Source organism: Streptomyces sp. NPDC110618, from assembly GCF_055657065.1.
The window spans coordinates 55767-77012 of record NZ_JBVKBN010000002.1 but is presented as its reverse complement, the minus strand read 5'-3'; the positions used below and the strand labels follow the sequence as shown (position 1 = coordinate 77012).

At 70.4% G+C, this 21246-nt stretch carries 21 protein-coding genes and 1 pseudogene; 14 read left to right on the top strand and 8 right to left on the bottom strand.

What is annotated here, in order from left to right; genetic code table 11:
• The 3 genes from ACZ7L7_RS03505 to ACZ7L7_RS03495 form a co-directional block, all read right to left on the bottom strand.
• Positions 1-1617: an ABC transporter substrate-binding protein gene (locus ACZ7L7_RS03505; protein WP_472074615.1), complete on the bottom strand. Its 1617-nt coding sequence runs from the start codon at positions 1615-1617 to the stop codon at positions 1-3.
• A 116-nt stretch (positions 1618-1733) separates the two neighbouring features.
• Positions 1734-2675 carry a hypothetical protein gene (locus ACZ7L7_RS03500; RefSeq protein ID WP_471592015.1) on the bottom strand — a complete coding sequence of 314 codons (942 nt, stop codon included), beginning with the start codon at positions 2673-2675 and terminating at the stop codon, positions 1734-1736.
• The gene (locus tag ACZ7L7_RS03495) at positions 2648-3187 is read right to left on the bottom strand and encodes a SigE family RNA polymerase sigma factor (RefSeq protein WP_285511187.1); all 540 of its coding nucleotides are present in this window, start codon (positions 3185-3187) and stop codon (positions 2648-2650) included. The genes ACZ7L7_RS03500 and ACZ7L7_RS03495 overlap by 28 nt, the downstream gene beginning before the upstream one ends.
• A gap of 81 nt (positions 3188-3268) precedes the next feature.
• Here ACZ7L7_RS03495 and ACZ7L7_RS03490 point away from each other — a divergent pair, with 81 nt between their 5' ends.
• Positions 3269-3706, top strand: a complete 438-nt coding sequence (locus ACZ7L7_RS03490) for a protein-tyrosine phosphatase family protein (RefSeq protein ID WP_453600264.1) — start codon at positions 3269-3271, stop codon at positions 3704-3706.
• A 225-nt stretch (positions 3707-3931) separates the two neighbouring features.
• Here the strand turns inward: ACZ7L7_RS03490 and ACZ7L7_RS03485 are convergent, their stop codons facing one another.
• A complete protein-coding gene (locus ACZ7L7_RS03485; protein WP_472074612.1) occupies positions 3932-4462 on the bottom strand; it encodes a GNAT family N-acetyltransferase in 531 nt (176 codons plus the stop codon).
• Between the two features lie 227 nt (positions 4463-4689).
• Between ACZ7L7_RS03485 and ACZ7L7_RS03480 the strand changes: the two genes are divergently transcribed.
• From ACZ7L7_RS03480 to ACZ7L7_RS03435, 10 genes are all read left to right on the top strand, one after another.
• Positions 4690-5484: an SCO2525 family SAM-dependent methyltransferase gene (locus tag ACZ7L7_RS03480; protein ID WP_285511190.1), complete on the top strand. Its 795-nt coding sequence runs from the start codon at positions 4690-4692 to the stop codon at positions 5482-5484.
• Positions 5485-5542: 58 nt separating this feature from the next.
• Positions 5543-7393, top strand: a complete 1851-nt coding sequence (locus tag ACZ7L7_RS03475; protein ID WP_453600270.1) for an SCO2524 family protein — start codon at positions 5543-5545, stop codon at positions 7391-7393.
• A 3-nt stretch (positions 7394-7396) separates the two neighbouring features.
• Positions 7397-8314, top strand: a complete 918-nt coding sequence (locus tag ACZ7L7_RS03470) for an SCO2523 family variant P-loop protein (protein WP_285511192.1) — start codon at positions 7397-7399, stop codon at positions 8312-8314.
• Positions 8311-9291: an SCO2522 family protein gene (locus tag ACZ7L7_RS03465; protein WP_285511193.1), complete on the top strand. Its 981-nt coding sequence runs from the start codon at positions 8311-8313 to the stop codon at positions 9289-9291. Before ACZ7L7_RS03470 ends, ACZ7L7_RS03465 begins: the two co-directional genes overlap by 4 nt.
• A gap of 1 nt (position 9292) precedes the next feature.
• Positions 9293-10261 (top strand): SCO2521 family protein, encoded by a 969-nt coding sequence (locus ACZ7L7_RS03460; protein ID WP_472074609.1) that lies wholly within the window; start codon positions 9293-9295, stop codon positions 10259-10261.
• Between the two features lie 128 nt (positions 10262-10389).
• Entirely contained in the window at positions 10390-11298 is a 909-nt protein-coding gene (locus ACZ7L7_RS03455) for a DUF6879 family protein (RefSeq protein ID WP_471592019.1), read from the top strand.
• 99 nt (positions 11299-11397) lie between these two features.
• Entirely contained in the window at positions 11398-11601 is a 204-nt protein-coding gene (locus ACZ7L7_RS03450) for a hypothetical protein (RefSeq protein ID WP_285511196.1), read from the top strand.
• Positions 11602-11625: 24 nt separating this feature from the next.
• Positions 11626-12258, top strand: coding sequence for a DUF1266 domain-containing protein (locus ACZ7L7_RS03445; RefSeq protein ID WP_472074607.1), 633 nt, complete (start codon positions 11626-11628; stop codon positions 12256-12258).
• 42 nt (positions 12259-12300) lie between these two features.
• On the top strand, positions 12301-13047 hold the full coding sequence (gene recO / locus ACZ7L7_RS03440; protein WP_285511198.1) for a DNA repair protein RecO: 747 nt from the start codon (positions 12301-12303) through the stop codon (positions 13045-13047).
• 25 nt (positions 13048-13072) lie between these two features.
• Complete coding sequence (locus tag ACZ7L7_RS03435; RefSeq protein WP_285511199.1) at positions 13073-13906, top strand: isoprenyl transferase; 834 nt, start codon at positions 13073-13075, stop codon at positions 13904-13906.
• Positions 13907-14115: 209 nt separating this feature from the next.
• Here ACZ7L7_RS03435 and ACZ7L7_RS03430 read toward each other — a convergent pair whose 3' ends face one another.
• The 4 genes from ACZ7L7_RS03430 to ACZ7L7_RS03415 form a co-directional block, all read right to left on the bottom strand.
• The gene (locus tag ACZ7L7_RS03430; protein ID WP_285511200.1) at positions 14116-14535 is read right to left on the bottom strand and encodes a Fur family transcriptional regulator; all 420 of its coding nucleotides are present in this window, start codon (positions 14533-14535) and stop codon (positions 14116-14118) included.
• A gap of 61 nt (positions 14536-14596) precedes the next feature.
• Positions 14597-15511: a metal ABC transporter permease gene (locus tag ACZ7L7_RS03425; RefSeq protein WP_285511201.1), complete on the bottom strand. Its 915-nt coding sequence runs from the start codon at positions 15509-15511 to the stop codon at positions 14597-14599.
• Positions 15511-16278, bottom strand: a complete 768-nt coding sequence (locus ACZ7L7_RS03420; RefSeq protein WP_285511202.1) for a metal ABC transporter ATP-binding protein — start codon at positions 16276-16278, stop codon at positions 15511-15513. The genes ACZ7L7_RS03425 and ACZ7L7_RS03420 overlap by 1 nt, the downstream gene beginning before the upstream one ends.
• 20 nt (positions 16279-16298) lie before the next feature.
• On the bottom strand, positions 16299-17270 hold the full coding sequence (locus tag ACZ7L7_RS03415) for a metal ABC transporter substrate-binding protein (RefSeq protein WP_285511203.1): 972 nt from the start codon (positions 17268-17270) through the stop codon (positions 16299-16301).
• Between the two features lie 186 nt (positions 17271-17456).
• On the opposite strand from ACZ7L7_RS03415, the gene ACZ7L7_RS03410 reads away from it, so the two are divergent.
• From ACZ7L7_RS03410 to ACZ7L7_RS03400, 3 genes and pseudogenes are all read left to right on the top strand, one after another.
• Positions 17457-18839 (top strand): glycine--tRNA ligase, encoded by a 1383-nt coding sequence (locus tag ACZ7L7_RS03410; protein WP_285511204.1) that lies wholly within the window; start codon positions 17457-17459, stop codon positions 18837-18839.
• A 266-nt stretch (positions 18840-19105) separates the two neighbouring features.
• Positions 19106-20558, top strand: a pseudogene (locus ACZ7L7_RS03405) (glycosyltransferase family 39 protein).
• Between the two features lie 73 nt (positions 20559-20631).
• Positions 20632-21243 carry a LysE family translocator gene (locus ACZ7L7_RS03400; RefSeq protein WP_285511206.1) on the top strand — a complete coding sequence of 204 codons (612 nt, stop codon included), beginning with the start codon at positions 20632-20634 and terminating at the stop codon, positions 21241-21243.
• The last annotated feature ends 3 nt before the right edge of the window (positions 21244-21246 follow it).

Below are 21246 nucleotides of genomic sequence, written 5' to 3'. Positions count from 1 at the left end.
TCAGGCCCACTTCGCTTGCAGGAGGTTGATCCCGGGATAGGGCTGGGCCCGCAGCCCGGTGAGCAGCCGGGCGTCCCAGGCCGTCATCAGCTCGTTGTGGACCACCGGGTAGAGCACGGCCTGTTCGGCGACGACATCGACGTAGTCCTGGATCATCGCCCGCCTGCGGTCCGGGTCCGGCTCCCGGGCCGCCCGGTCCATGTCCCGGAACAGCCGCCGCGCGACCGGGTTGCGGGCCCAACGGGTGTACCGCATCCAGAGGTTGTCGGGCCCGTGGTTGTAACGCATGATCAGGTCGGCGTCGAGGCCGAACTGGTTGGGGTTCGAGGCGGCGGCGACAACCTGGTAGTCCTGGTTCTGGTCCAGCTTGGTGAAGACGGCCGTCGTCTCCTGCGGGGAGAGCGTGGTGCGGACGCCGATCGCGTCCCAGGAGGCCTTGATGGTGGGCAGGCAGTCCACGATCCAGCTGACGTTCACCGCCATCAGGTCGACCTCCAGCCCGCTGACCCCGGCCGCCTTCAGCAAGGCCCGTGCCCGGTCCGGGTCGTGGTCGTAGACGGTGCGCGCGCGGCGGTGTGCGGGGTTGGCCCGGTCGAGGAAGGAACTCGCCGGTGTGCCATGGCCCTTGAGGGCGACCTCGATCATCTGCTCGGTGTCGACGGCGTAGTGCAGGGCCTGGCGGACCCGTACGTCGTCGAAGGGCGGGTGCGCGGTGTTGAACATCAGGAACAGGTTGTTCATCCCGGCGCCGCCCGCGACCGTCAGCCCGTCGCTCTCCAACTGCCCGATATTGGCGTACGGGATGTTGTCGGCGACCTGCGCCCCGGCGCTCGCCCCGGAGATCCGGGCGACCCTGGGGGCCGCGTCCACGACGGTCAGCCAGTTCATCCTCCGGAAGGCGGGCGGGCGCGGGCCGTGGTAGCCGGGGTACGCCTCGAAGACGGTGTTGGACTTCGGGTGGTGCGCGGTCTGCCGGTACGGGCCCGAGCCGACCGCCTTCCCCCGCACGGCGTCCTCCCAGCCGCCGGGCCGCGCGTACACGTGCCGGGGCATGATCTTGGCCAGGGTGAGCCGGGAAAGCCCGTCCGGGAAGGGGTACTTGAGCACCAGCTCGACCTCCCGGGGCCCGGTCTTGCGGACCCCCTTCAGCCACGGCGCGAAGAAGCCCTTGGCGAGCGTGTCGGTCGCGGGGTCGAGGACGCGGTCGAAGACGAACAGCACGTCGTCGGCGGTGACCGGCTCGCCGTCGTGGAAGGTGGCGCCCTCGCGGAGCGTGAAGCGCCAGGTGGTGGCGCTGGGGTCGGCGGGCGGTGCGGTGGCGAGCGCCGGGTACGGGGCGCGGGAGACCGGGTCGGTGTCCAGCAGGCCTTCGTAGACGTGGTTGTTGGCGGCCATGGCGAACGCCGACGCGGTCTGCGCGGGGTCCCAGCTGCCGTCGTTGCCGTAGCCGATGACCGCGGTGAGCGTGCGGTCCGGGCCGCTCGCGTGGCCGTCCAGGGCGATGGTGGACTCCGGCCCGCAGGCCGTGAGCGGTGCGGTGACCGCGGCGGCGGTGGCCAGCGCGCCGGTGCGTCGCAGGAAGGCCCGGCGGCCGGGCGTGGAGACGCTGAGAGTCACGGCGCCATTTCACCACAAAACGGACCAATGGCTCCGCGAAATGCCGGGCGCGGCCCTGCCCGGGGGAACGCCGGAGGGGGTGCCCACCCCTGTACGGCACCCCCTCACGGCCCCTGTTACGGCAGGGTCTTCTGGTATGAGCCGTCCTCGTCGGAGTCGTAGACGAGCTTCCCGCCGGCGTCGTACCCCTTGATCCGGGGAGCCATGATCACCTGGTGGTCCAGCACCCCGGAGGCCACGAACCAGCCGTGGTCCAGCACCGCCTGGCTGGTCTCCCCGCCGTACTCGACGGTGACCTTGGCGACCGACGGCTTGAAGGTGCCGATCACCCCCCAGCGGAACGGCAGTTTCCAGTGCCCCCGGTCCAGCACCGACTGCTGGTAGAGCTTGCCGCCGTTCATGTCCGCCAGGACCGCGGGCGCGCCCGGGTAGGCGTCCGCGCCGCCGATGTTCAGGCCCTGCGCCTCACCGTCACGGATGTTGCAGATCATTCGGATGCCCGCCGGGTCGTCCTTCTTCACCGCGACGACGTACATGCCGTCACCGGGCGCGTTGGAGTCACCGGTGCTCTTCATCGCGAGGATGATCCGGTAGCTGCTCGCCGGGCCGAGGTCCTGGTCCATCTCCTCGGGGCCGTGCGTGAACTGCGCGTTGTACGCGAGGCACTGGTCCACCGCCTCGGCCGCCCGCTCGAAGGTGATGCCGTCCAGCAACTGCCCGTCGGTGGCGGGCCGCGCCGGACCGGCGGGGGCGGTCGGCGTCGGCTTCGGGGAGCGCGTGGCGCTCACCGAGGCAGTGGGCGCGTCGGCGACACCGCTCCCTCCCGAGCCGCCGCCGCTCACCGCGTACGCCCCCACCGGCAGCGCGGCCAGCGTCACCAGCACCGCCCCGGCCGCCGCCACCCGGCGCCGCCGCTCCACCGTTCCGCGCCGCCGGATCTCCGGGTACGGCACGGTCGACGGCCGGATGGTGTAGGCGTCCTCGGCGAGCAGCTCGCGCACCCGCTCCTCGAAGTCCCGCTCTTCCTCGCTCACCTGTGGGTCCCCCCGTCGACGCATGGCTGTTCCCCGGCGCCCTTCGCCCGCGCGAGCCCCGGATACGTACGCAACTTCGCCAGGCCCTTGGACGCCTGGCTCTTGACGGTGCCCGGCGAGCAGCCGAGCGCGTCGGCCACCTCCGCCTCGGACAGGTCCTCCCAGTACCGCAGCACCACCACCGCCCGCTGCCGGGGAGGGAGCTGGGCGAGCGCGGGCAGCAGGGCGCTGCGCTCGTCGGCCCAGGCCGTCTCGTCCCGGCCCGCCCGCTCCGGCGGGGCCGCGGTCAGCGCCTCGGGCACCCGCCGCTTGCGGAACCGGTCGCTGTTGCAGCTGACCAGCATCCGCCGGACGTACGCCTCCGGGTTGTCGCTGCGCGCCACCCGCCGCCAGGACCGGTACGCCTTGGCCAGCGCGGTCTGCGTCAGGTCCTCGGCGTGGTGCGCGTCGCCCGTGAGCAGATACGCGGTCCGTACGAGATGGGACCACCGGGCTCTGACGAACTCCTGGAACCGGTCTTCTAGATCGACCTGCATCAAGCACCCTCCCTCGCCCTCCAGACCACCGTCCGCGCGGATTCGGTTGCCCCGCCCCCGCGACCGGGTTCCAATACGTCCATGACGGACGACTCACAGTGGGACGAGGGCGCCCCCGGCGTCCTGCGGCTCCCCTCGGGACGCCTGATCCGCGGCCGCGCCCTGCGCCGCCCGCTCCCCGCGGACGGCCCGCGACCGACGTACGGCGTCTACCTCCTGGGCGGCCAACCCCCGTCCTACGACTGGGAGTCGGTCTGGCTCCGCTGGCCCGACTTCCGGCTCCCCGCCGACCGCGAACGGGCCCGCGAGGTCCTTCGGGCGGCGTGGCGGCGGTCCGCCGACGAGCGGGTGGAACTGGCCTGCGGGGGCGGACGCGGCCGTACGGGCACGGCGCTGGCCTGTGTCGCGGTCCTGGACGGGGTGGCGCCCGAGGACGCCGTCGCCTACGTCCGCCGCCACTACGACCCGCGGGCGGTGGAAACCCCGTGGCAGCGGCGGTACGTACGGCGGTTCAGCTGACCGCGCCCGGCTCCTTGGTCGTACTGCTGGAAACGGTCTCCGCAGTGAGCGACGCGCGGCCTCATACCTTGGTCGCCGTGCCGTAGACCATCGGCCGACAGACCGCGGCGGCCCCGCTCGCCACAGTGGGACAATGGACCGCCCCGAGGACCCGCGTTCGGACTGGCACTGGGAGCCGAAGGAGGCGTGTCACGCGCTGGCGGGGCGGTACCGGTGCCCGCGGTCTCAGCCGCGGCGCAGGCTCAGCGTCATCACCAGCCGGTCCTCCTCGGGTCCGAAGTAGCCCTTGCGCACCTCGTCCTCGGACACGAAGCCGATCGACCGGTACAGCATGATCGCGGCGGCGTTGGTCGGCTCCACCGTCAGCCGGACCTCCCGCACGCCCTCGGCGCGCAGCCGCCGCAGCACCTCCAGCATCAGCCGCCGCCCGAGCCCCCGTCCGCGCTGGTCCCGGGTGACCCCGAGGCTCATGATCCAGCCCTGACCGTCCGGGGCGACCGGGAAGAGGACGTAGCCGTGCAGCCGTTCCCCGTCGTCGAGGACCAGCATGCGGTCGCCGTGGATGTCGTACAGCTGCCGCAGCACGAAGTAGGGGTACGGCTCCTCGGGGAACGCTTCCTGGTCGACCCGGACCAGTTCCGGCAGGTCGGCCTCGGTGACGCCACGCATCGTCAGGGGGCGTTCGAGGAAGGCCCGTTCGCGCAGGAACACGCGGCCGGCGCGTGAAGGGAAACGTTCCTCTGGAAGAGCCGCCATTCCGCCCCCTGCGGATCCGGGTCAATTGCGCGTTGACGCCCATACGGGTGGTACGGGAGGTTTCAGTGGGACGAGAGATGTCCGCCTTTTCAGGTCTGTTAGGCAGAGTTCATACCATCTTGACCGGGGGAATCGCGGGGTTCAAGGCCTGATCCGGCCGCTGGATTGCAGGTATATAGTCTGTCAAGGGGGATCCATCGCGCCTCCGGCGTTGGTACCTTTGACGAATGACCTTGAGATCCTCGGGGGATGCTCAGCTGAATGCGGACGTGAGCTGGGCAGCATTCGACCCGATCGCCTACGTAGATCACAATTACCGCGACTTACAGGCAGAGGACGCGGAGATCCTTTCCGTCATCCGGGATCATTTCGGCGATCATTTCCCGAGGCGCGGCGACCGTCCGGTCAGCGGCATCGACGTCGGCGCCGGCGCCAACCTCTACCCCGCGCTCGCCATGCTGCCCTGGTGCGACGAGATCACGCTGTTCGAGCGCTCCTCCGCCAACGTCCGCTACCTGAGGTCCCAGGTCGCCTCCTACGACGGCAACTGGGACCAGTTCTGGCGCGTGCTGTGCAAGAAGGAGGCGTACGGCGCCCTGGACATGGACCCGAGGGCCCGGTTCCGGGATGTGGTGCGGGTCCAGGAGGGCAACCTCTTCGACCTCGTCCGGCACGAGGGCCGGTGGTCGATGGGCACCATGTTCTTCGTCGCCGAGTCGATGACCTCCTCGCGGGAGGAGTTCGACCGGGGCGTGGAGTGCTTCCTGCGGGCGCTGGCCCCGGGCGCGCCGTTCGCCGCCGCGTTCATGGAGCATTCCAAGGGGTATCACGCGGGTGAGCATTTCTTTCCCGCCTGCGACGTGGGGCAGGCGGAGGTGGATGCGAGCCTGGAGCGATTCACCGACGACTTCCGGACGGTGCGTCTGAAATCCTCCGCAGCCGTGCGTGACGGATATTCCGGAATGATCGTCGCCTATGGCAGGCGGAATTCGGATTCCCGCATTCCGCCACTGGGCGGCTGACAACAGAAGAGGGAATTTCCTCCATTGATGGCAGTGCGGCCTGTGTGAGGGGCATGGGATGCAGATCAAGCCACGTCAGCACCTGCTGGACATCTGGCAGGCGCTAGGTCGCCACTCGTTCGAGGGTGGCGAGTGGAACTGGGGACAGTGGGGCGGTGAGAGCAGCGTCGCCGACGCGGAGCGATTGCTCTGCATCCTTTATCCGGCGACGGAGATTCCGGCCTTCCGGCTGGACGATCCGGACACCACCCAGGACGACGTCCAACAGGTACTGAAGAAGGCCGGCGGACGACTCGACATCCCGGCCAACCTGGTCACCGCCACGGCCGAGTTCATGCGCGCCCACACCGGCGAGGACAAAGGCCCCTCCTTCGCCGGCGGCTACTACTTCGGCAGCCACGACCCGGACCAGGAACTCACCGAGGAACAGCGGCGCACCGGAGTGGTGGACTCCTACTCGATGTCCATCACCCTGTGCCTGGCCACCCTCGGCTTCCTGAAGATCTACGAGGGCAAGACCCGGCGCACCGACATCCGCGAGACCATCGCCGAACTGCGCGCCGCCACCAGCGCCCGGCTCACCGCGGCCATGGTCAGCCTGCTGCGCTCCTTCACCGTCAACGTCTTCGACACCGACGCCCCCCAGGGCCGCACCCTCGCCGAACTCCTCGGCCAGGGACGGCTCTCGCAGCGCCAGGTGCTCAAGAGATTCCAGGACCGCTTCCGGCCGCTGCGCGCCGCGATCGTCGAGAGCCTCCAGCTCGGTATCGACGTCCAGGAAGGCCTCAAGGACGAGAGCCAGATGTTCGAGTGCGGCTGGGCCTGGAGCCTGGTCCAGGGCGCCCCCGAGGTCGAGACCGACGAACCCGTCGGCCCGCAGCCCGAGGGCGTCGCCAGCCCGGTGCCGTACCTGTACTTCACCGTGGTCGCCCTCGACGGTATCCAGGACCTGTTCTCCGACCGCACCCTCACCCTGGGCCTGCTCAACACCGAGCAGCAAAGGCTCGCCGAGGCGCTGCGCCTGCGCTGGGAGGTGACCCAGCAGTACTGGTCCCGGATCGCCCGCTTCGACGCCGAGCGCTGGCCCCTGGAGGACATCCCCTGGCGGACCACCGGACAGCGCCTGGAATCCGAGTACTTCTCCCTCTCCGTCGCCGCCATCCTGGTGCACGACCTGATGCGCCGCCGGGCCACCGACGACGACCTCAACCGCACCGTCACCGTCATGGAGCGGCTCGCCGAACGCGGCCGTATCACCAGCCGTATGACGGTGAACGACCCGATGGTCCACACCCTGCACGACGTGGGTGTCGCCCTGCCCCTCCAGGGCAGCGAGCGGCTCGGGCCGCAGATGACCTGGTCGATGACCGACTTCTCGGCGCAGTTGCTGAAGCGGACCGTCCAACTGTGCACGCTCTCCCGCAGCCTGGCCGCCCACGACCGGCTGCTCGGTCTCGCCGAGAGCATCTTCGACCACATGTGGCGCCGCCGGATCCGCGACGGCGAGGGCGTGGGCCTGTGGGACAACGTCCACGCCGCCTACCCCGAGGCCGAGATCACCAAGCGGCGCGTCCCCGTCTCCTGGAGCATCACCGAGCGGGTCACCGAGGTCATGGTGCAGGCCCACCAGATGTACCAGCAGCCGCCGATCCGCAGCCTCGAACTGATCGAGCTGGCCAAGGCGTTGCTCTCCGAGGCCGCCCATCTGCTCGGCAACGAACAGATGGAACCGGCGCCCAAGGACGACGGCCGGCACGGCATGCAGCTGCGCAACATCGAGGTCAAGCTGCGCCGCGCCCGCGCCCTGGTCGAGGAACAGCCCGGCACCTCCTACGCGCTCGCCCTCGACGTCCTCGGGCAGCTCGACGCCCTCGGCCGCGCCCGCGAAGCAGCGGCCCAGGGAGTGTGACCCGTGCTGATCTTCGCGGCCTCCGACAAGGGAGGCACGGGCCGCTCGGTCACCAGCGCCAACCTCGCCTACCACCGGTCGCTGGCCGGCGACGACGTCTGCTACCTGGACTTCGACTTCGGCTCGCCCACCGCCACCGCCGTCTTCGACGTGCCCGACGCCCGCCAGGCCGCCGAGGACCGCGGACTGCACTCCTACCTCATCGGCGAGGTCGGCGAGCCCGTCCGGGTCGACGTCTGGGCGGACACCGAGCACCGCGTGCTGCGCAACCGGCCGCCCGGCTCGGGCCGGCTGGTGCTGATGCCCGGCGACCTCAGCGGCGGCGAGTTCGCCACCGACGACGACAACCTGCGCCGCTGCGTGGACCTGCTGCTGAAGCTCAACTCCGAGTTCGACATGATCATCGTCGATCTCAGCGCGGGCCGCTCCTACGCCGTCGACATGGCATTGGAGGCCACCTCACTGCCCGAGATGCGCGGCGTCGACGCGCGCTGGCTGATCTTCCACCGCTGGACCCGGCAGCACGTGGCCGCCGCCGCGGGACTGGTCTTCGGCAAGCGCGGAATCGTCGCCGGAGGAGTCGCCCGCGGCCACGACGAGGACACCCTGCGCGGCTCGATCCGCTTCGTCCGGGCCGCCGTACCCGACCCCGCCTCCCAGCTGTGGTCGCAGGTCTCGGCCACCCAGTCGGCGTGGATGCGCGAGTGCGACCGCGATCTGAAGCAGCTCGCCTCCTCCCACGGCATCGGCTACAGCCAGGTCCTGGGCGCCGTACCGCTCGAACCCGTGCTCCAGTGGCGGGAGCAGCTGATCACCGACGAGGACGTGCTCGACAGCCAGATCGCCAACATGGAGACCTGGCGGGCGCTCAGCGACCTGGCCGGCCGGCTCACCGACGACAAGTACTGGGAGCAGGCATGAGCGAAGCCGTCTTCCGGGAGACCAGCGCCGAGCCACGCACCCAGGCGGTGCCGCTGTCCCATCTCTCGCTGGAGCTGGGCCACCTGTACATGGAGGACTTCGAGGACGGGCCCAAGCGGCTGGGCGAGCACTTCGCCGAGGTACGGATCTGGGTGGAGGCCGCCCGCGCCTCCGCCGCCCGGCGCGCGGGCGGCGGCCGGGCCAGGATCAGCACCTGCTTCCTCATCGACGACTACTTCAGCCGCTTCTCCACCCCCGCCGAACTCGTGCCGCTGATCCTCAAGGAGGCCGAGGAGGCCGGGCTCACCATCGACTACCTGGCCCGCGAGTCCGGCTGCGCCGTCGCCGACCGCGTCGAACTCGCCGAGTCCGTCATGCACCGCCTCGTCGAGTCCCCGCCGCCCGGCTCCTACGGCTCCCGCCCGCCCGTCAGCCGCACCGGCTGGCTCGCCAACGGCCAGCGCAGCCCAGGCCGCGGCGCCGCCCTCTCCGAGGCGCCTGCCTGGCAGCCGCCCCAGGAGACCGCCGCCCGCAACCACTCCGTCTTCATGGACGTCGAGCTGTGGTCCGACAAGGACGGCCGGCGCCTGTGGTCCTGCCCCTTCCTGGCCGCCGTGTGGCAACTGGCCCGCCTCGGCCTCCTGCGCCACCTCGGCGAACCGGTCCTGGTGCCCAGGCCCTGGGACGGCGGCGACTTCCCGCACGACTGGGACCGGCTGCCGCCGTTGCTCCGGCTCAACCCGGACGCCGACCCGTTCAGCGCCTACCGCACCTGCACCCTGATGCCCAACCGCTTCCTCGCCGTCGAGGACGCCGTACGGCTGATCCTGGACCAGATAGACGTCGACACCGACGCCCTGGAACAGATCGACCTGCGCTCCCGCGCCGAACGGGTCCCGGTGCCCGCGGCCGTCGCCCAGCGCGCCTCGTACGTCTTCTACGAGGAGCCCGCCGACGCACCCCCCGAGGGAGCCTGAGATGACGGCCACCGGACAGTCGGCGCCCCCGGTCCTCGTCTGCGGCGAGGTGCGCACCTGTCTGCTGCCGTCCTTCCAGCCACTGGACCGCCGGGCCGCCGCCCAGTTCCTGCGCCTGCGCGCCGACGAACACGTCCGCGTCTCCGAGCGGCCCAACCTCTACGTCCTCTCGCCCGCCACGCTCACCGGCGTGGACTGCAGGCTGCCCACCTCCAACGGCGCCCGCGTGCGCGGCGTCGGCACCGTCGCCGCCCGCGCCGCGCTCACCGAGGGCCGCGTCCTGCAGGCCACCGCCTGGTTCAGCCTCCCGGCCACCGGCCCCGACCTGCGCCGCCCCTGGGGCCAGTACCTGGTACGCCCCGGGCTCGTCGAGCCGTTCGGGAAACTGCCCGCCCAGGCCACCGCGGAAGGCGTGCTGCGCGGCGCCGGACGCGGCGAACTGGACCTCGGGATGATCGCCGAGGGGCTGCTCGCCCAACTGCTGCGCCACCCGCTGCTCGACCACAAGGCACCCTTCAAGTCCCGCCGCACACACCTGCGGTGGACCGCCCGCCGGGCCCCGGCCGGACAGCGCCCGGCCCTGACCCGCTTCACGCTCGCCGAGGACGGCCTGCGCACCATGGAACTGCGGCTGCCCGAGGACATCCCGGCGACCGCGGCGGCGAGCCTCGCCGAGGACCTCGCCCTGCACGACTGGCTGCTCACGACCGTCGTGCACATGCTGGACAACAGCCGGCTCGGCGCCGAGGACGGCCCCTCGGCCGTCCTCGCGCTGCGGCCGGCCGTCGATCATCTGCTGCATCTGTGGATGCCGCGCGCACACGTGGACCGCTCACTGGGTCACCTCTGGGACGAGCTGGAACAGGAGCCCGGCTTCACCCGCCAGTGGCGCAGCCTGGTCCAGCGGATCCGCGACCAACTGGCGGTCCAGACAATTCCGTTGCTGCACCAGGCGCTGAGCACGCGCTGAGGAGCGGCCCGACGACACAACCCGACGGGGGAGACATGAACGGAGCGACGACAGGAGATGTAAGGACCGTATCGCCGCCGCAGCAGGACGAACGCCGGTCGAAACTGTTCAGGAAGACCCTGGTCACGGTGTTAGTGGCGACCGGGGCCTTCTTCCTGACCGATGTCCTCAGCCCGGAGGCCGGTCAGCTCTGGCAGTGGACGATGTCCGTGGTCCTGGGCTGCGCGGTGCTGATCGTGCAGTACCTGGTGGACTTCGGGGAACGCCTCGAAGCCATGGAGGAGGCCCAGAGACGGCGGATCCGCACTATGCGGGACAGCCTCGCCGACCACCACCGGGAGATGCGCGCCGCGGTCGACGAGAGCTTCGCCAAGATCAACGCGGCCACCGAGCTCTTCAGCCAGGTCGACCGGTCCGTCCTGCGTTCCGACGGCGTGACCCGGCTGGCCCGCAAGTACACCCAGGTCGGCGAGCACGGCTCGGAGATCGTCAAGCGGTTCGCGCAGGAGGAGATCGCCAGCCTGGCCCAGCTGATGGAGAGCCTGTCCAACGGCACCGCGGACTGCCCCGGCGAGAACCACGAGTGGCTGATCGACCTGACCGCCTGCACCAAGAAGACGCTCTACGCCACCAGCACCTCCGTCGACCGGGACTTCTGGTCCAGTGGCCCCGGCAGGCGGTACATGGTCGCGCAGGGCGACGCGATCCGGAAACGGGGCGTGGAGATACGGCGGTTGTTCCTCGTCGACAGCCCCGAGGAAATCACCGACTCGCTGCGCCGGCTCTGCGAACGGCAGCGCAGGTACGGCATCGACGCGCGGATCGTGGACCAGTCCCAGCTCGACAACGAACCGGTGACCTCGGTCAACGACTTCATCATCTTCGACGACGAACTCTGCTACGAGATCGAGCCCGATGTCCGGGCCACGCCCACCAAGACCACGCTGAAGATGACACCGGACCATGTCTCCGAGCGCATCGAGCGGTTCGCGTACCTGTGGGAGGCCAGCAGCCCCACTGATCCTTCCGAAGTGTAGGCGCGCAGCGTCGTCAAAGGGATGCGAAGAGTGAAACAGGGGAGGTCGGGGGAACGAACGGGACGGAAGATGCGTGGGCAGCGGGAAGGGGTTACTGCTGTGAAGCCGGCCGTCGGTTCGTACGTCGTGGACACCCGGTCCGGGAGGATCGGCATCGTGATGGGGCACGAGGGGCCGTACGTGCAGCTCAGACCGTACGGCGGTGGGCTGGAGTGGGACGCGGCGCCCGAGGTGGTGCGGTATGCCACGCCCGCCGAGCGGCGGCGGGCGGTGAGTGCGCGCACCTGCGGTGAGGTGCCTTGACGCCGGGCGTTAGGGTGCGGCGGCATGGGGTTGTGGAGTTGGAGGAAGCGGGGGCCGAAAGCGGCCCGTCGCTATCCCGTGCCGCTGACCGCGCACCAGTTGTGGATGGTGTCCCTGAGCGCGCCCGTGAGCCGGGACAAGCGCGCCTCGCGGACCACCCTGTACCCGTTCACCAGGATCGACGACGACTGCGCCCGGCAGTGGCTCGCCGAGCAGTGGGGGATCACCTCGCGCGCCGCCCTGGTCGAACGGCTCGACGAGCTGTCCCGCGCCGGGTACCGCACCCGCGCCTACCGGCTCACCGGGGTCTCGCCGCTCGCCTGGGACGCGGCCCTGTACGTCGACATCTCGCGCCGCGGGTTCGCCTGCGGGCTGCTGGACGAGGCCGACGCCTGGACCGCGCTGAAGAACATCGTGCCGTCGGTGGTGCGGACGTACGCCTCCTGGCACGAGTACGCCGACCACTACCTCCTCGGCCGCGAGGTCTGGCAGGACGCCCTGCGCGGTACCCCCGACGCCGACTTCCCGGCACCCCGGGCGACCGCCGACGCACACCTGCGTTCCCTGCTGGACCCGGCGAACCGGGACAGCCCCTGGAACCGGGCCCCCTGGACCGCCATCAGCGCCCCGGACCGCCCCCTCGGTAGGCGAGAATGACTCCATGAGCCACCTCCAGCCGCCGCCCCCCGGGGGCGCGCGATGAGCCTGTTCCGGGACGACGGCATCGTGCTGCGCACCCAGAAGCTGGGTGAGGCCGACCGGATCATCACCCTGCTCACCCGGGGGCACGGGCGGGTGCGGGCGGTGGCGCGCGGGGTACGCCGTACCAAGTCGAAGTTCGGGGCCCGGCTGGAGCCCTTCTCCCATGTGGACGTGCAGTTCTTCGCCCGGGGCAGCGAGCTGATCGGGCGCGGGCTGCCGCTGTGCACCCAGAGCGAGACCATCGCGCCCTACGGCGGCGGCATCGTCACCGACTACGCCCGCTACACCGCCGGCACCGCCATGCTGGAGACCGCCGAGCGGTTCACCGACCACGAGGGCGAGCCGGCCGTCCAGCAGTACCTGCTGCTGGTCGGCGCCCTGCGCACCCTGGCCCGCGGGGAGCACGCCCCGCACCTGGTCCTCGACGCCTTCCTGCTGCGCTCCCTCGCCGTCAACGGCTACGCGCCCAGCTTCGGCGACTGCGCGAAGTGCGGGATGCCCGGACCGAACCGCTTCTTCTCGGTGGCCTCCGGGGGCTCGGTATGCGTCGACTGCCGGGTGCCCGGTAGCGTCGTACCCTCGCCGCGGACCCTGGAACTGCTCGGTGCGCTGCTTACGGGAGACTGGGAGACTGCGGACGCCTGCGAGCCGCGGTACGTCCGGGAGGGCAGCGGACTGGTCTCCGCCTACCTGCACTGGCATCTGGAGCGCGGGCTGCGGTCGCTTCGGTACGTGGAAAAGTAAGGGAAGCAAGGGAGTCGAGGGGCACATGGTCGTACGCGGGATCCTGGGGCGGCAGCGTCGGGAGTACAGGGCGCCGGAGCCGCACCCGTCCGGGGCCCGCCCCCCGAAGCTTCCCGGGGAGCTGATCCCCCGCCATGTGGCGATCGTCATGGACGGGAACGGGCGGTGGGCCAAGGAGCGCGGGCTGCCGCGGACCGAGGGGCACAAGGTCGGCGCCGAGCGGGTGCTGGACGTGCTCCAGGGCGGCATCGAGATGGGCGTCGGCGCGATCTCGCTGTACGCCTTCTCCACCGAGAACTGGAAGCGGTCGCCGGACGAGGTGCGCTTCCTGATGAACTTCAACCGCGACTTCATCCGCAAGACCCGGGATCAGCTGGACGAGCTGGGGATCCGGGTGCGGTGGGTCGGGCGGATGCCGAAGCTGTGGAAGTCCGTGGCGAAGGAACTCCAGGTCGCGCAGGAGCAGACCAAGGACAATGACCGGCTGACCCTGTACTTCTGCATGAACTACGGCGGGCGGGCCGAGATCGCGGACGCGGCGCAGGCGTTGGCGGAGGATGTGCGGGCGGGGCGGCTGGATCCGTCCAAGGTGAACGAGAAGACGTTCGCGAAGTACATGTACTACCCCGACATGCCGGACGTCGACCTCTTCCTGCGGCCCAGTGGTGAGCAGCGCACGTCCAACTACCTTCTCTGGCAGAGCGCTTACGCGGAGATGGTGTTCCAGGACGTGCTGTGGCCGGACTTCGACCGGCGTGACCTGTGGCGGGCGTGCCTCGAATTCGCGTCCCGGGACCGCCGCTTCGGGGGCGCGATCCCGAATGAGGAGCTGCTGGCGATGGAGGGCCGCCAGGAGTAGCCGGGGGGTGTTTTTCGCCCCCGCCGCCCCTTCCCGTCCCGTACCTGGGGGCTCCGCCCCCAGACCCCCGATCGGCCCTGGACGGGCCTCGTCCTCAAACGCCGGACGGGCTGGAAGTCAGCCCCTCCGGCGTTTGAGGAGCGGGGGTCCAGGGGGGCAGAGCCCCCTGGAGGACGGGAACGGGTAGGGGCGGCGGGGGCGAGGAAAGTTCAGTCGGTAGCCGACGCCGCGCAGTCCGCGCAGGTGCCGAAGATCTCCACCGTGTGGGCCACGTTCACGTAGCCGTGTTCCGCGGCGATCGCGTCGGCCCACTTCTCCACCGCCGGCCCCTCGACCTCCACCGCCTTGCCGCACACCCGGCAGACCAGATGATGGTGGTGCTCACCCGACGAGCACCGCCGGTACACCGACTCCCCGTCGGAGGTGCGCAGGACGTCGACCTCACCCGCCTCGGCCAGGGACTGCAGCGTGCGGTAGACCGTGGTCAGCCCGACCGAGTCGCCCTTGTGCTTGAGCATGTCGTGCAGTTCCTGCGCGCTGCGGAACTCGTCGACCTCGTCCAGGGCCGCCGCCACGGCGGCCCGCTGCCGGGTGGAGCGGCCCTTCACGGGCGGTCCAGCGGTCGTCACGGGGTGCCTCCTCAGGGTCTGCCTGCCCCGGCCATTGTGCCAGCCCGGGCTGTGCCACAGGTCAGACGCCGACCTTTCCGCCGCTGCCCCGGCCCTCGCCCCGGCTCGGCGGGATCACGCACTCCGCGGGGTCCCCGGCCTTCTGCGCCGCCGCGACGGCCCGCGCCCGCCGCCGGGCGAGCGGCGTGGCCAGCGCGGTCAGCAGAATGAACGCGCCGATGGTCAGCAGCACGATCGTCGCGCCGGGCGGCACGTCCTGGTAGTACGAGGTCACCGTGCCGCTGATGGTCACGGTGACGCCGATGGCGACCGCGATGGCGAACGTCGCCGCGAAGCTCCGGCTGAGCTGCTGGGCGGCGGCCACCGGGACCACCATCAGCGCGGAGACCAGCAGCAGCCCGACCACGCGCATGGCGACGGTCACCGTCACCGCCGCCGTGACCGCGGTGAGCAGGTTCAGCGCCCGCACCGGCAGCCCCGTCACCCGCGCGAACTCCTCGTCCTGGCTCACCGCGAACAGCTGACGGCGCAGTCCGACGGTGACCAGCACCACGAAGGCCGCCAGCAGGCAGATCGCGGTGACGTCAGACTTGCTCACCGTGGACAGGGAGCCGAAGAGGTACGTCGTCAGGTTCGCGTTGGAGCCCGTCGGCGCGAGGTTGATGAACATGACGCCGCCCGCCATACCGCCGTAGAAGAGCATGGCGAGGGCGATGTCGCCGCGGGTGCGGCCGTACCAGCGGATCAGCTCCATGAGGATCGCGCCGAGGACGGAGACCAGGGTCGCCATCCACACCGGGGACCAGGAGAGCAGGAAGCCGAGGCCGACGCCGGTCATGGCGACATGCCCGATGCCGTCGCCCATCAGGGCCTGGCGGCGCTGGACCAGGTAGATGCCGACCGCGGGGGCCGTGACACCGACCAGGACGGCGGCGAGCAGGGCCCGCTGCATGAAGGCGTAGTCGAGGATTTCCATCAGCTCAGCAGTCCGGTACGGATCGGTTCGGCGCCCGCGGGGGCGTGCGGGTGGACGTGGTCGTGGCCGGGCAGCGCGTGCTGGCCGACGGCCCGCGGGGGCGGTCCGTCGTGGACGACGCAGCCGTCGCGCAGGACCACCGCACGGTCGATCAGCGGTTCCAGGGGCCCGAGTTCGTGCAGGACGAGCAGGACGGTCGTACCGGCCTCGACCTGGCCGCGCAGGGTCTCGGCCAGCACCTCCTGGCTGGCCAGGTCGACGCCCGCCATCGGCTCGTCCATGATCAGCAGCTCCGGTTCGGCGGCGAGCGCACGGGCGATCAGCACCCGCTGGTGCTGGCCGCCGGAGAGCGCCTCGACGTTGTCCTTGGCACGGTCCGCCATGCCGACCAGCTCCAGGGCCCGGCGCACCGCCTCCCGGTCGGCCTTGCGCAGCACGCCGAAGCGGGCGCGGGAGAGCCGGCCCGAGGAGACGACCTCGGTCACGGTGGCCGGGACGCCGCTGGCGGCGGTGGTGCGCTGGGGGACGTAGCCCACCCGGTGCCAGTCGCGGAACCGGCGGCGCGGGGTGCCGAACAGCTCGATCTCACCGGCGCCGGTCTGCACCTGGCCGATGACGCTGCGCACGGCGGTCGACTTGCCCGAGCCGTTGGCGCCGAGCAGGGCGACGACCTCACCGCGGGACACGGTGAGGTCGATGCCGCGCAGCACGGGCCGCGAGCCGAGGTCGGCGCGGACCCCGCGCAGGGAGATGACGGGCTCGCTCATGTGCTGCTCCTCAGAGCTGGTCATTTCGCTCCCAGGGCGGTCCGCAGCGCCTTGAGGTTGGACTTCATGACCTGGATGTAGTCGTCGCCCGCGGACTTGTCGGTGATGCCTTCGAGCGGGTCCAGGACGGCCGTTTTGAGACCGGCGTCGGAGGCGAGGGTCTTGGCGGTCCTGTCGCTCACGAGAGTCTCGTAGAAGACGGTGGTGACCCCGTCCTCCTTCGCCATCTCGGAGAGTTCCTTCACGCGGGCGGCGCTGGGCTCCGACTCGGGGTCGAGGCCGCTGATGGCCTCCTCGGTCAGGCCGTAGCGCTCGGCGAGGTAGCCGAAGGCGGCGTGGGTGGTGATGAAGACCTTGGTGTCGGTGTTCCGCAGCCCGTCCTCGAACTCGGTGTCGAGATCGCCGAGCTTCTTCACCAGGGCCGCGGTGTTCTCGCGGTAGTCGGCCGCGTGGTCCGGGTCGGCCTTCTCGAAGGCCTTGCCCACACCCTCGGCGACCTCGGCGTACTTCACGGGGTCGAGCCAGATGTGCGGGTCCTGTCCGTCCTCGTGCTCGTGGTCGTGGCCGTGCTCGGCCTCTTCCTCGTGCTCCTCCGCGTGGCCGCCGACCTCGGTGCCGTGCTTCTCCAGGGAGGTCAGCCCGGCCGCGTCGATCTTCGTCTTCACCTCGGACTGGGCGATCGCCTCGTCGACGGAGGGCTGGAGTCCCTTGAGGTAGAGGGCGGCGTCGGACTCCTCCAGCTGCGCGGTCTGCTTGACGCTGATCTCCAGGTCGTGCGGCTCCTGGCCGGGCTGGGTGAGGGTGGTGACGTTCACATGCTCCCCGCCGATCTCCTCGGCGAGGTAGGCCATCGGGTAGAACGACGCGACGACGTCGAACTTCTCCGTGTTCCCGGCGGCGACGCTGTCGGAGCACGCGGAGAGAGTGCCGAGACCGAGGGCCGTGACGGCCGCCACGGCCAGCCCGGATATGTGCTGTCGTCGTACGTTCATGACAGTCATTTTCAATGATTCTGGAAACCGTTGTCAACAAGCCCCCTGCGGCGAACCGATTTGATACGGAGCCGGGCCACGCCGGTAACCTGAGGCATTCGCCCGCCCGTCTCCCGACCACCACCCCTCATCGAGGCGCTTCGCGCCGCACCTTTCAAAATGTCCGTCCGTCATGAAGAGAGCACCGTGGCCGCCGACAAGATCGACACCATCGTCAGCCTGAGCAAGCGCCGTGGCTTCGTATTCCCTTGCAGTGAGATCTACGGCGGCCAGCGCGCCGCCTGGGACTACGGACCGCTGGGTGTCGAGCTCAAGGAGAACCTCAAGCGCCAGTGGTGGCGCTACATGGTCACGTCGCGCGAGGACGTCGTCGGTATCGACTCGTCCGTGATCCTCGCCTCCGAGGTCTGGGTCGCCTCCGGTCACGTCGCGACCTTCACGGACCCGCTGACGGAGTGCACCTCCTGTCACAAGCGGTTCCGCGCCGACCACCTTGAAGAGGCGTACGAGGCCAAGCACAAGCGCCTCCCGGAGAACGGCCTCGCGGACATCAACTGCCCCAACTGCGGCAACAAGGGCCAGTTCACCGAGCCCAAGCAGTTCTCGGGTCTGTTGTCCACGCACCTCGGCCCGACCCAGGACTCCGGCTCGGTCGCCTACCTGCGTCCCGAGACCGCCCAGGGCATCTTCACCAACTTCGCCCAGGTGCAGACCACTTCGCGCCGCAAGCCCCCGTTCGGCATCGCCCAGATGGGCAAGTCGTTCCGCAACGAGATCACGCCGGGCAACTTCATCTTCCGCACCCGTGAGTTCGAGCAGATGGAGATGGAGTTCTTCGTCAAGCCGGGCGAGGACGAGAAGTGGCACGAGTACTGGATGGAGCAGCGCTGGAACTGGTACACGGGCCTTGGTCTCCGTGAGGAGAACATGCGCTGGTACGAGCACCCCAAGGAGAAGCTCTCCCACTACTCCAAGCGCACCGCCGACATCGAGTACCGCTTCCAGTTCGGCGGCAACGAGTGGGGCGAGCTCGAAGGTGTCGCCAACCGCACCGACTACGACCTCGGCGCCCACTCCAAGGCCTCCGGCCAGGACCTCTCCTACTACGACCAGGAGAACCAGGAGCGCTGGACGCCGTACGTCATCGAGCCGGCGGCCGGTGTCGGCCGCGCGATGCTGGCCTTCCTCCTCGACGCCTACGTCGAGGACGAGGCGCCCAACGCCAAGGGCAAGATGGAGAAGCGCACCGTGCTGCGCCTGGACCACCGCCTGGCGCCGGTGAAGGTCGCGGTGCTGCCGCTGTCCCGCAACCCGGAGCTGTCCCCGAAGGCCAAGGGCCTCGCCCAGACGCTCCGCCAGAACTGGAACATCGAGTTCGACGACGCGGGCGCCATCGGCCGCCGCTACCGCCGCCAGGACGAGATCGGCACGCCGTACTGCGTGACGGTCGACTTCGACACCCTGGACGACAACGCGGTGACGGTCCGCGAGCGCGACTCCATGAAGCAGGAGCGCGTCTCCCTGGACCAGATCGAGGGCTACCTGGCCCAGCGCCTGATCGGCTGCTAGGCCGCACACTCTCCGGCGAACGCCGGGCGGGCCGGATGACCGGCCCGCCCGGCGTTCGTGCGTTCCGGGTTGCGATATCCGGGTTGCGATATCGGTTCCGGCGCCGCTTGCAGATAGCGCTATTTCAGTTGATTTCCGAACTACCCCTACCCGCCGGTAATGAGGTGATGGCGACGCCTTAGGGTGCCTGTGGATCATGGTCCGCGCGGGCCGTCGGTCCGCTTCCGCGTGCCCGAACGCCCTCCCGGAGCCCCTCCTTGCAGCGAATCGCCCCCTTGCCGCGCACCCTCCCCGTATGGGTGCTCCCCGTGCTGTGGACGGTCGCTCTCGGGTCGTGGGGGCTGTCGCGTCAGGGAAGCGTCTGGCGGGACGAGGCCGCGACCTGGCTGGTCGCCCGGCGTTCCACGGCCGAGATCTGCAACATGCTGGAGAACGTCGATGTCGTGCACGGCTGTTACTACCTGCTGATGCACATGCTCTTCGAGTGCTTCGGCGCCGGTACCACCACTCTCCGGCTGCCCTCCGTCCTCGCCCTGGCCGTCGCCGCGGGCTGTGTGGCGGTCATCGGGCAGCGGCTGGCGGGCACCTGGGCGGGCCTGGCGGGCGGGCTGGCGCTCGGGATGCTGCCGGCGGTCCAGTTCCACCTCCAGGAGGGCCGGCCGTACGCCCTGGTCGCAGCCGGGGCCGGGATCTCCACCCTGCTCCTCGTCACCGTGCTGCAGGAGGGCGGTGCGGGAGCGCGCTGGTTCGGGTACGGCGGCACCGTCGCGCTGATGGGCCTGTTGAACTGGCTCTCGCTGATGATCCTCGCCGCCCATCTGGTCACCCTGCTGTGGTGCGGGGTCCGGCGCGAGGTGTGGCTGCGCTGGACGGCTGCCGCTGTATCCGCCTTCCTCTGTGCGCTGCCACTGATCCTCTTCAGCCGGGGCCAGGCCGGACAGGTCGCCTGGATTCCCCCGCTGACCTGGCACATGATGATCGGCCCCGCGGTGCTGCTGGCCATCGGAGGACTCGGTGCCCTGCTGGACGCGCCCCGCTCGCGCCGGCTGTCCGCGGCGGCCGTGGGGCTGCCGCTGCTGGCCGTGCCCCAGCTCGGCCTCGCCGTCGCTTCCTTGTTCCGGCCGCTGTTCCTGGACCGGTACGTCCTCTACAGCATGCTCGCTCGCGCTGCTGATCGGCGTCTGCGTCGGGGCGGCGGCACGGGCGGTCGGGTGCCGCCATGCCGGTGCCGCGCGGTGGGTCCTGCCGGTGACCGTCGCCGTGGCGATGGCGGGGCTGCTGCCGCAGTCACTGGAGAAACGTTCCTCCGTCAGTCGGGTCGACGACGTCATGGCCCTGGCGTCGGAGGTGCGGCGGACGAAGGAGGCGGGAGACGCGGTGCTGTTCCTCCCGTCGGACCGCCGCGACGCCAAGTCCGTCTCGCCGGGCGCCTTCGCCGGGCTGCGGGACATCGCACTGTACGAGGACCCGGTGGCGTCCGGCACGCTCAGGGGCGTCGAGGCGAGCCCGCGGCGCATACGGGCCGCCATGCTGCGCCAGCGGCGAATCGTGCTGGTGACGGACGCGGCGGCGGTGGCGAGGCCGGTCACGGGGGAGCGGGACCGGATGAAGGCAGCGGTCCTGAGGACGCACTTCAGGCTTGTGTCGGACGAAGAGGTCCGGGGGCGCCGACTGACCGTGTACGTACGCGTCGCGGGAGCCCCGTCGGGGGCGGGGTGATCCTCCGGTGGTCCCTGATACAGGACCTCAAGTGGTCCTGTATCGGGGGCCTCACCCTCAGCAGGCTGAGGGCATGAGCATCGCGTTCCTGCTGACCACCCTGATCATCGTCGCCACGCCCGGTACCGGAGTCGTCTACACCCTCGCCGCCGGGCTCTCCCACGGCCGCCGGGCCAGTGTCGTCGCGGCCTTCGCCTGCACTCTGGGGATCCTGCCGCACATACTGGCCACGATCACCGGAGTCGCCGCGCTGCTGCACGCCAGCGCGACGGCCTTCCAGGTCCTCAAGTACGCCGGTGTCGCCTACCTGTTGTACATGGCCTGGGCCACCCTGCGGGACAAGGAGGCGATCACGGTGGACCGCGCGACGGAGCCGGTGTCGGCGGGGCGGATGATCGTGCGGGGCGTGCTGATCAACCTCCTCAACCCCAAGCTGACGATGTTCTTCTTCGCCTTCCTGCCCCAGTTCGTCGACCCCGGCAGTTCCGGCGCCGTGCCCCGCATGCTGCTCCTGAGCGCGGTCTTCATGCTGGCCACGTTCGTGGTCTTCGCCCTGTACGGCGTCCTCGCGGCGTCGGTCCGCGACCGGGTGACATCCCGGCCGCGGGTGATGGCGTGGCTGCGCCGGACGTTCGCGGGGTCCTTCGTGGCCCTGGGGGCGAAGCTGGCGTTCACGGCGCGGTAGGGG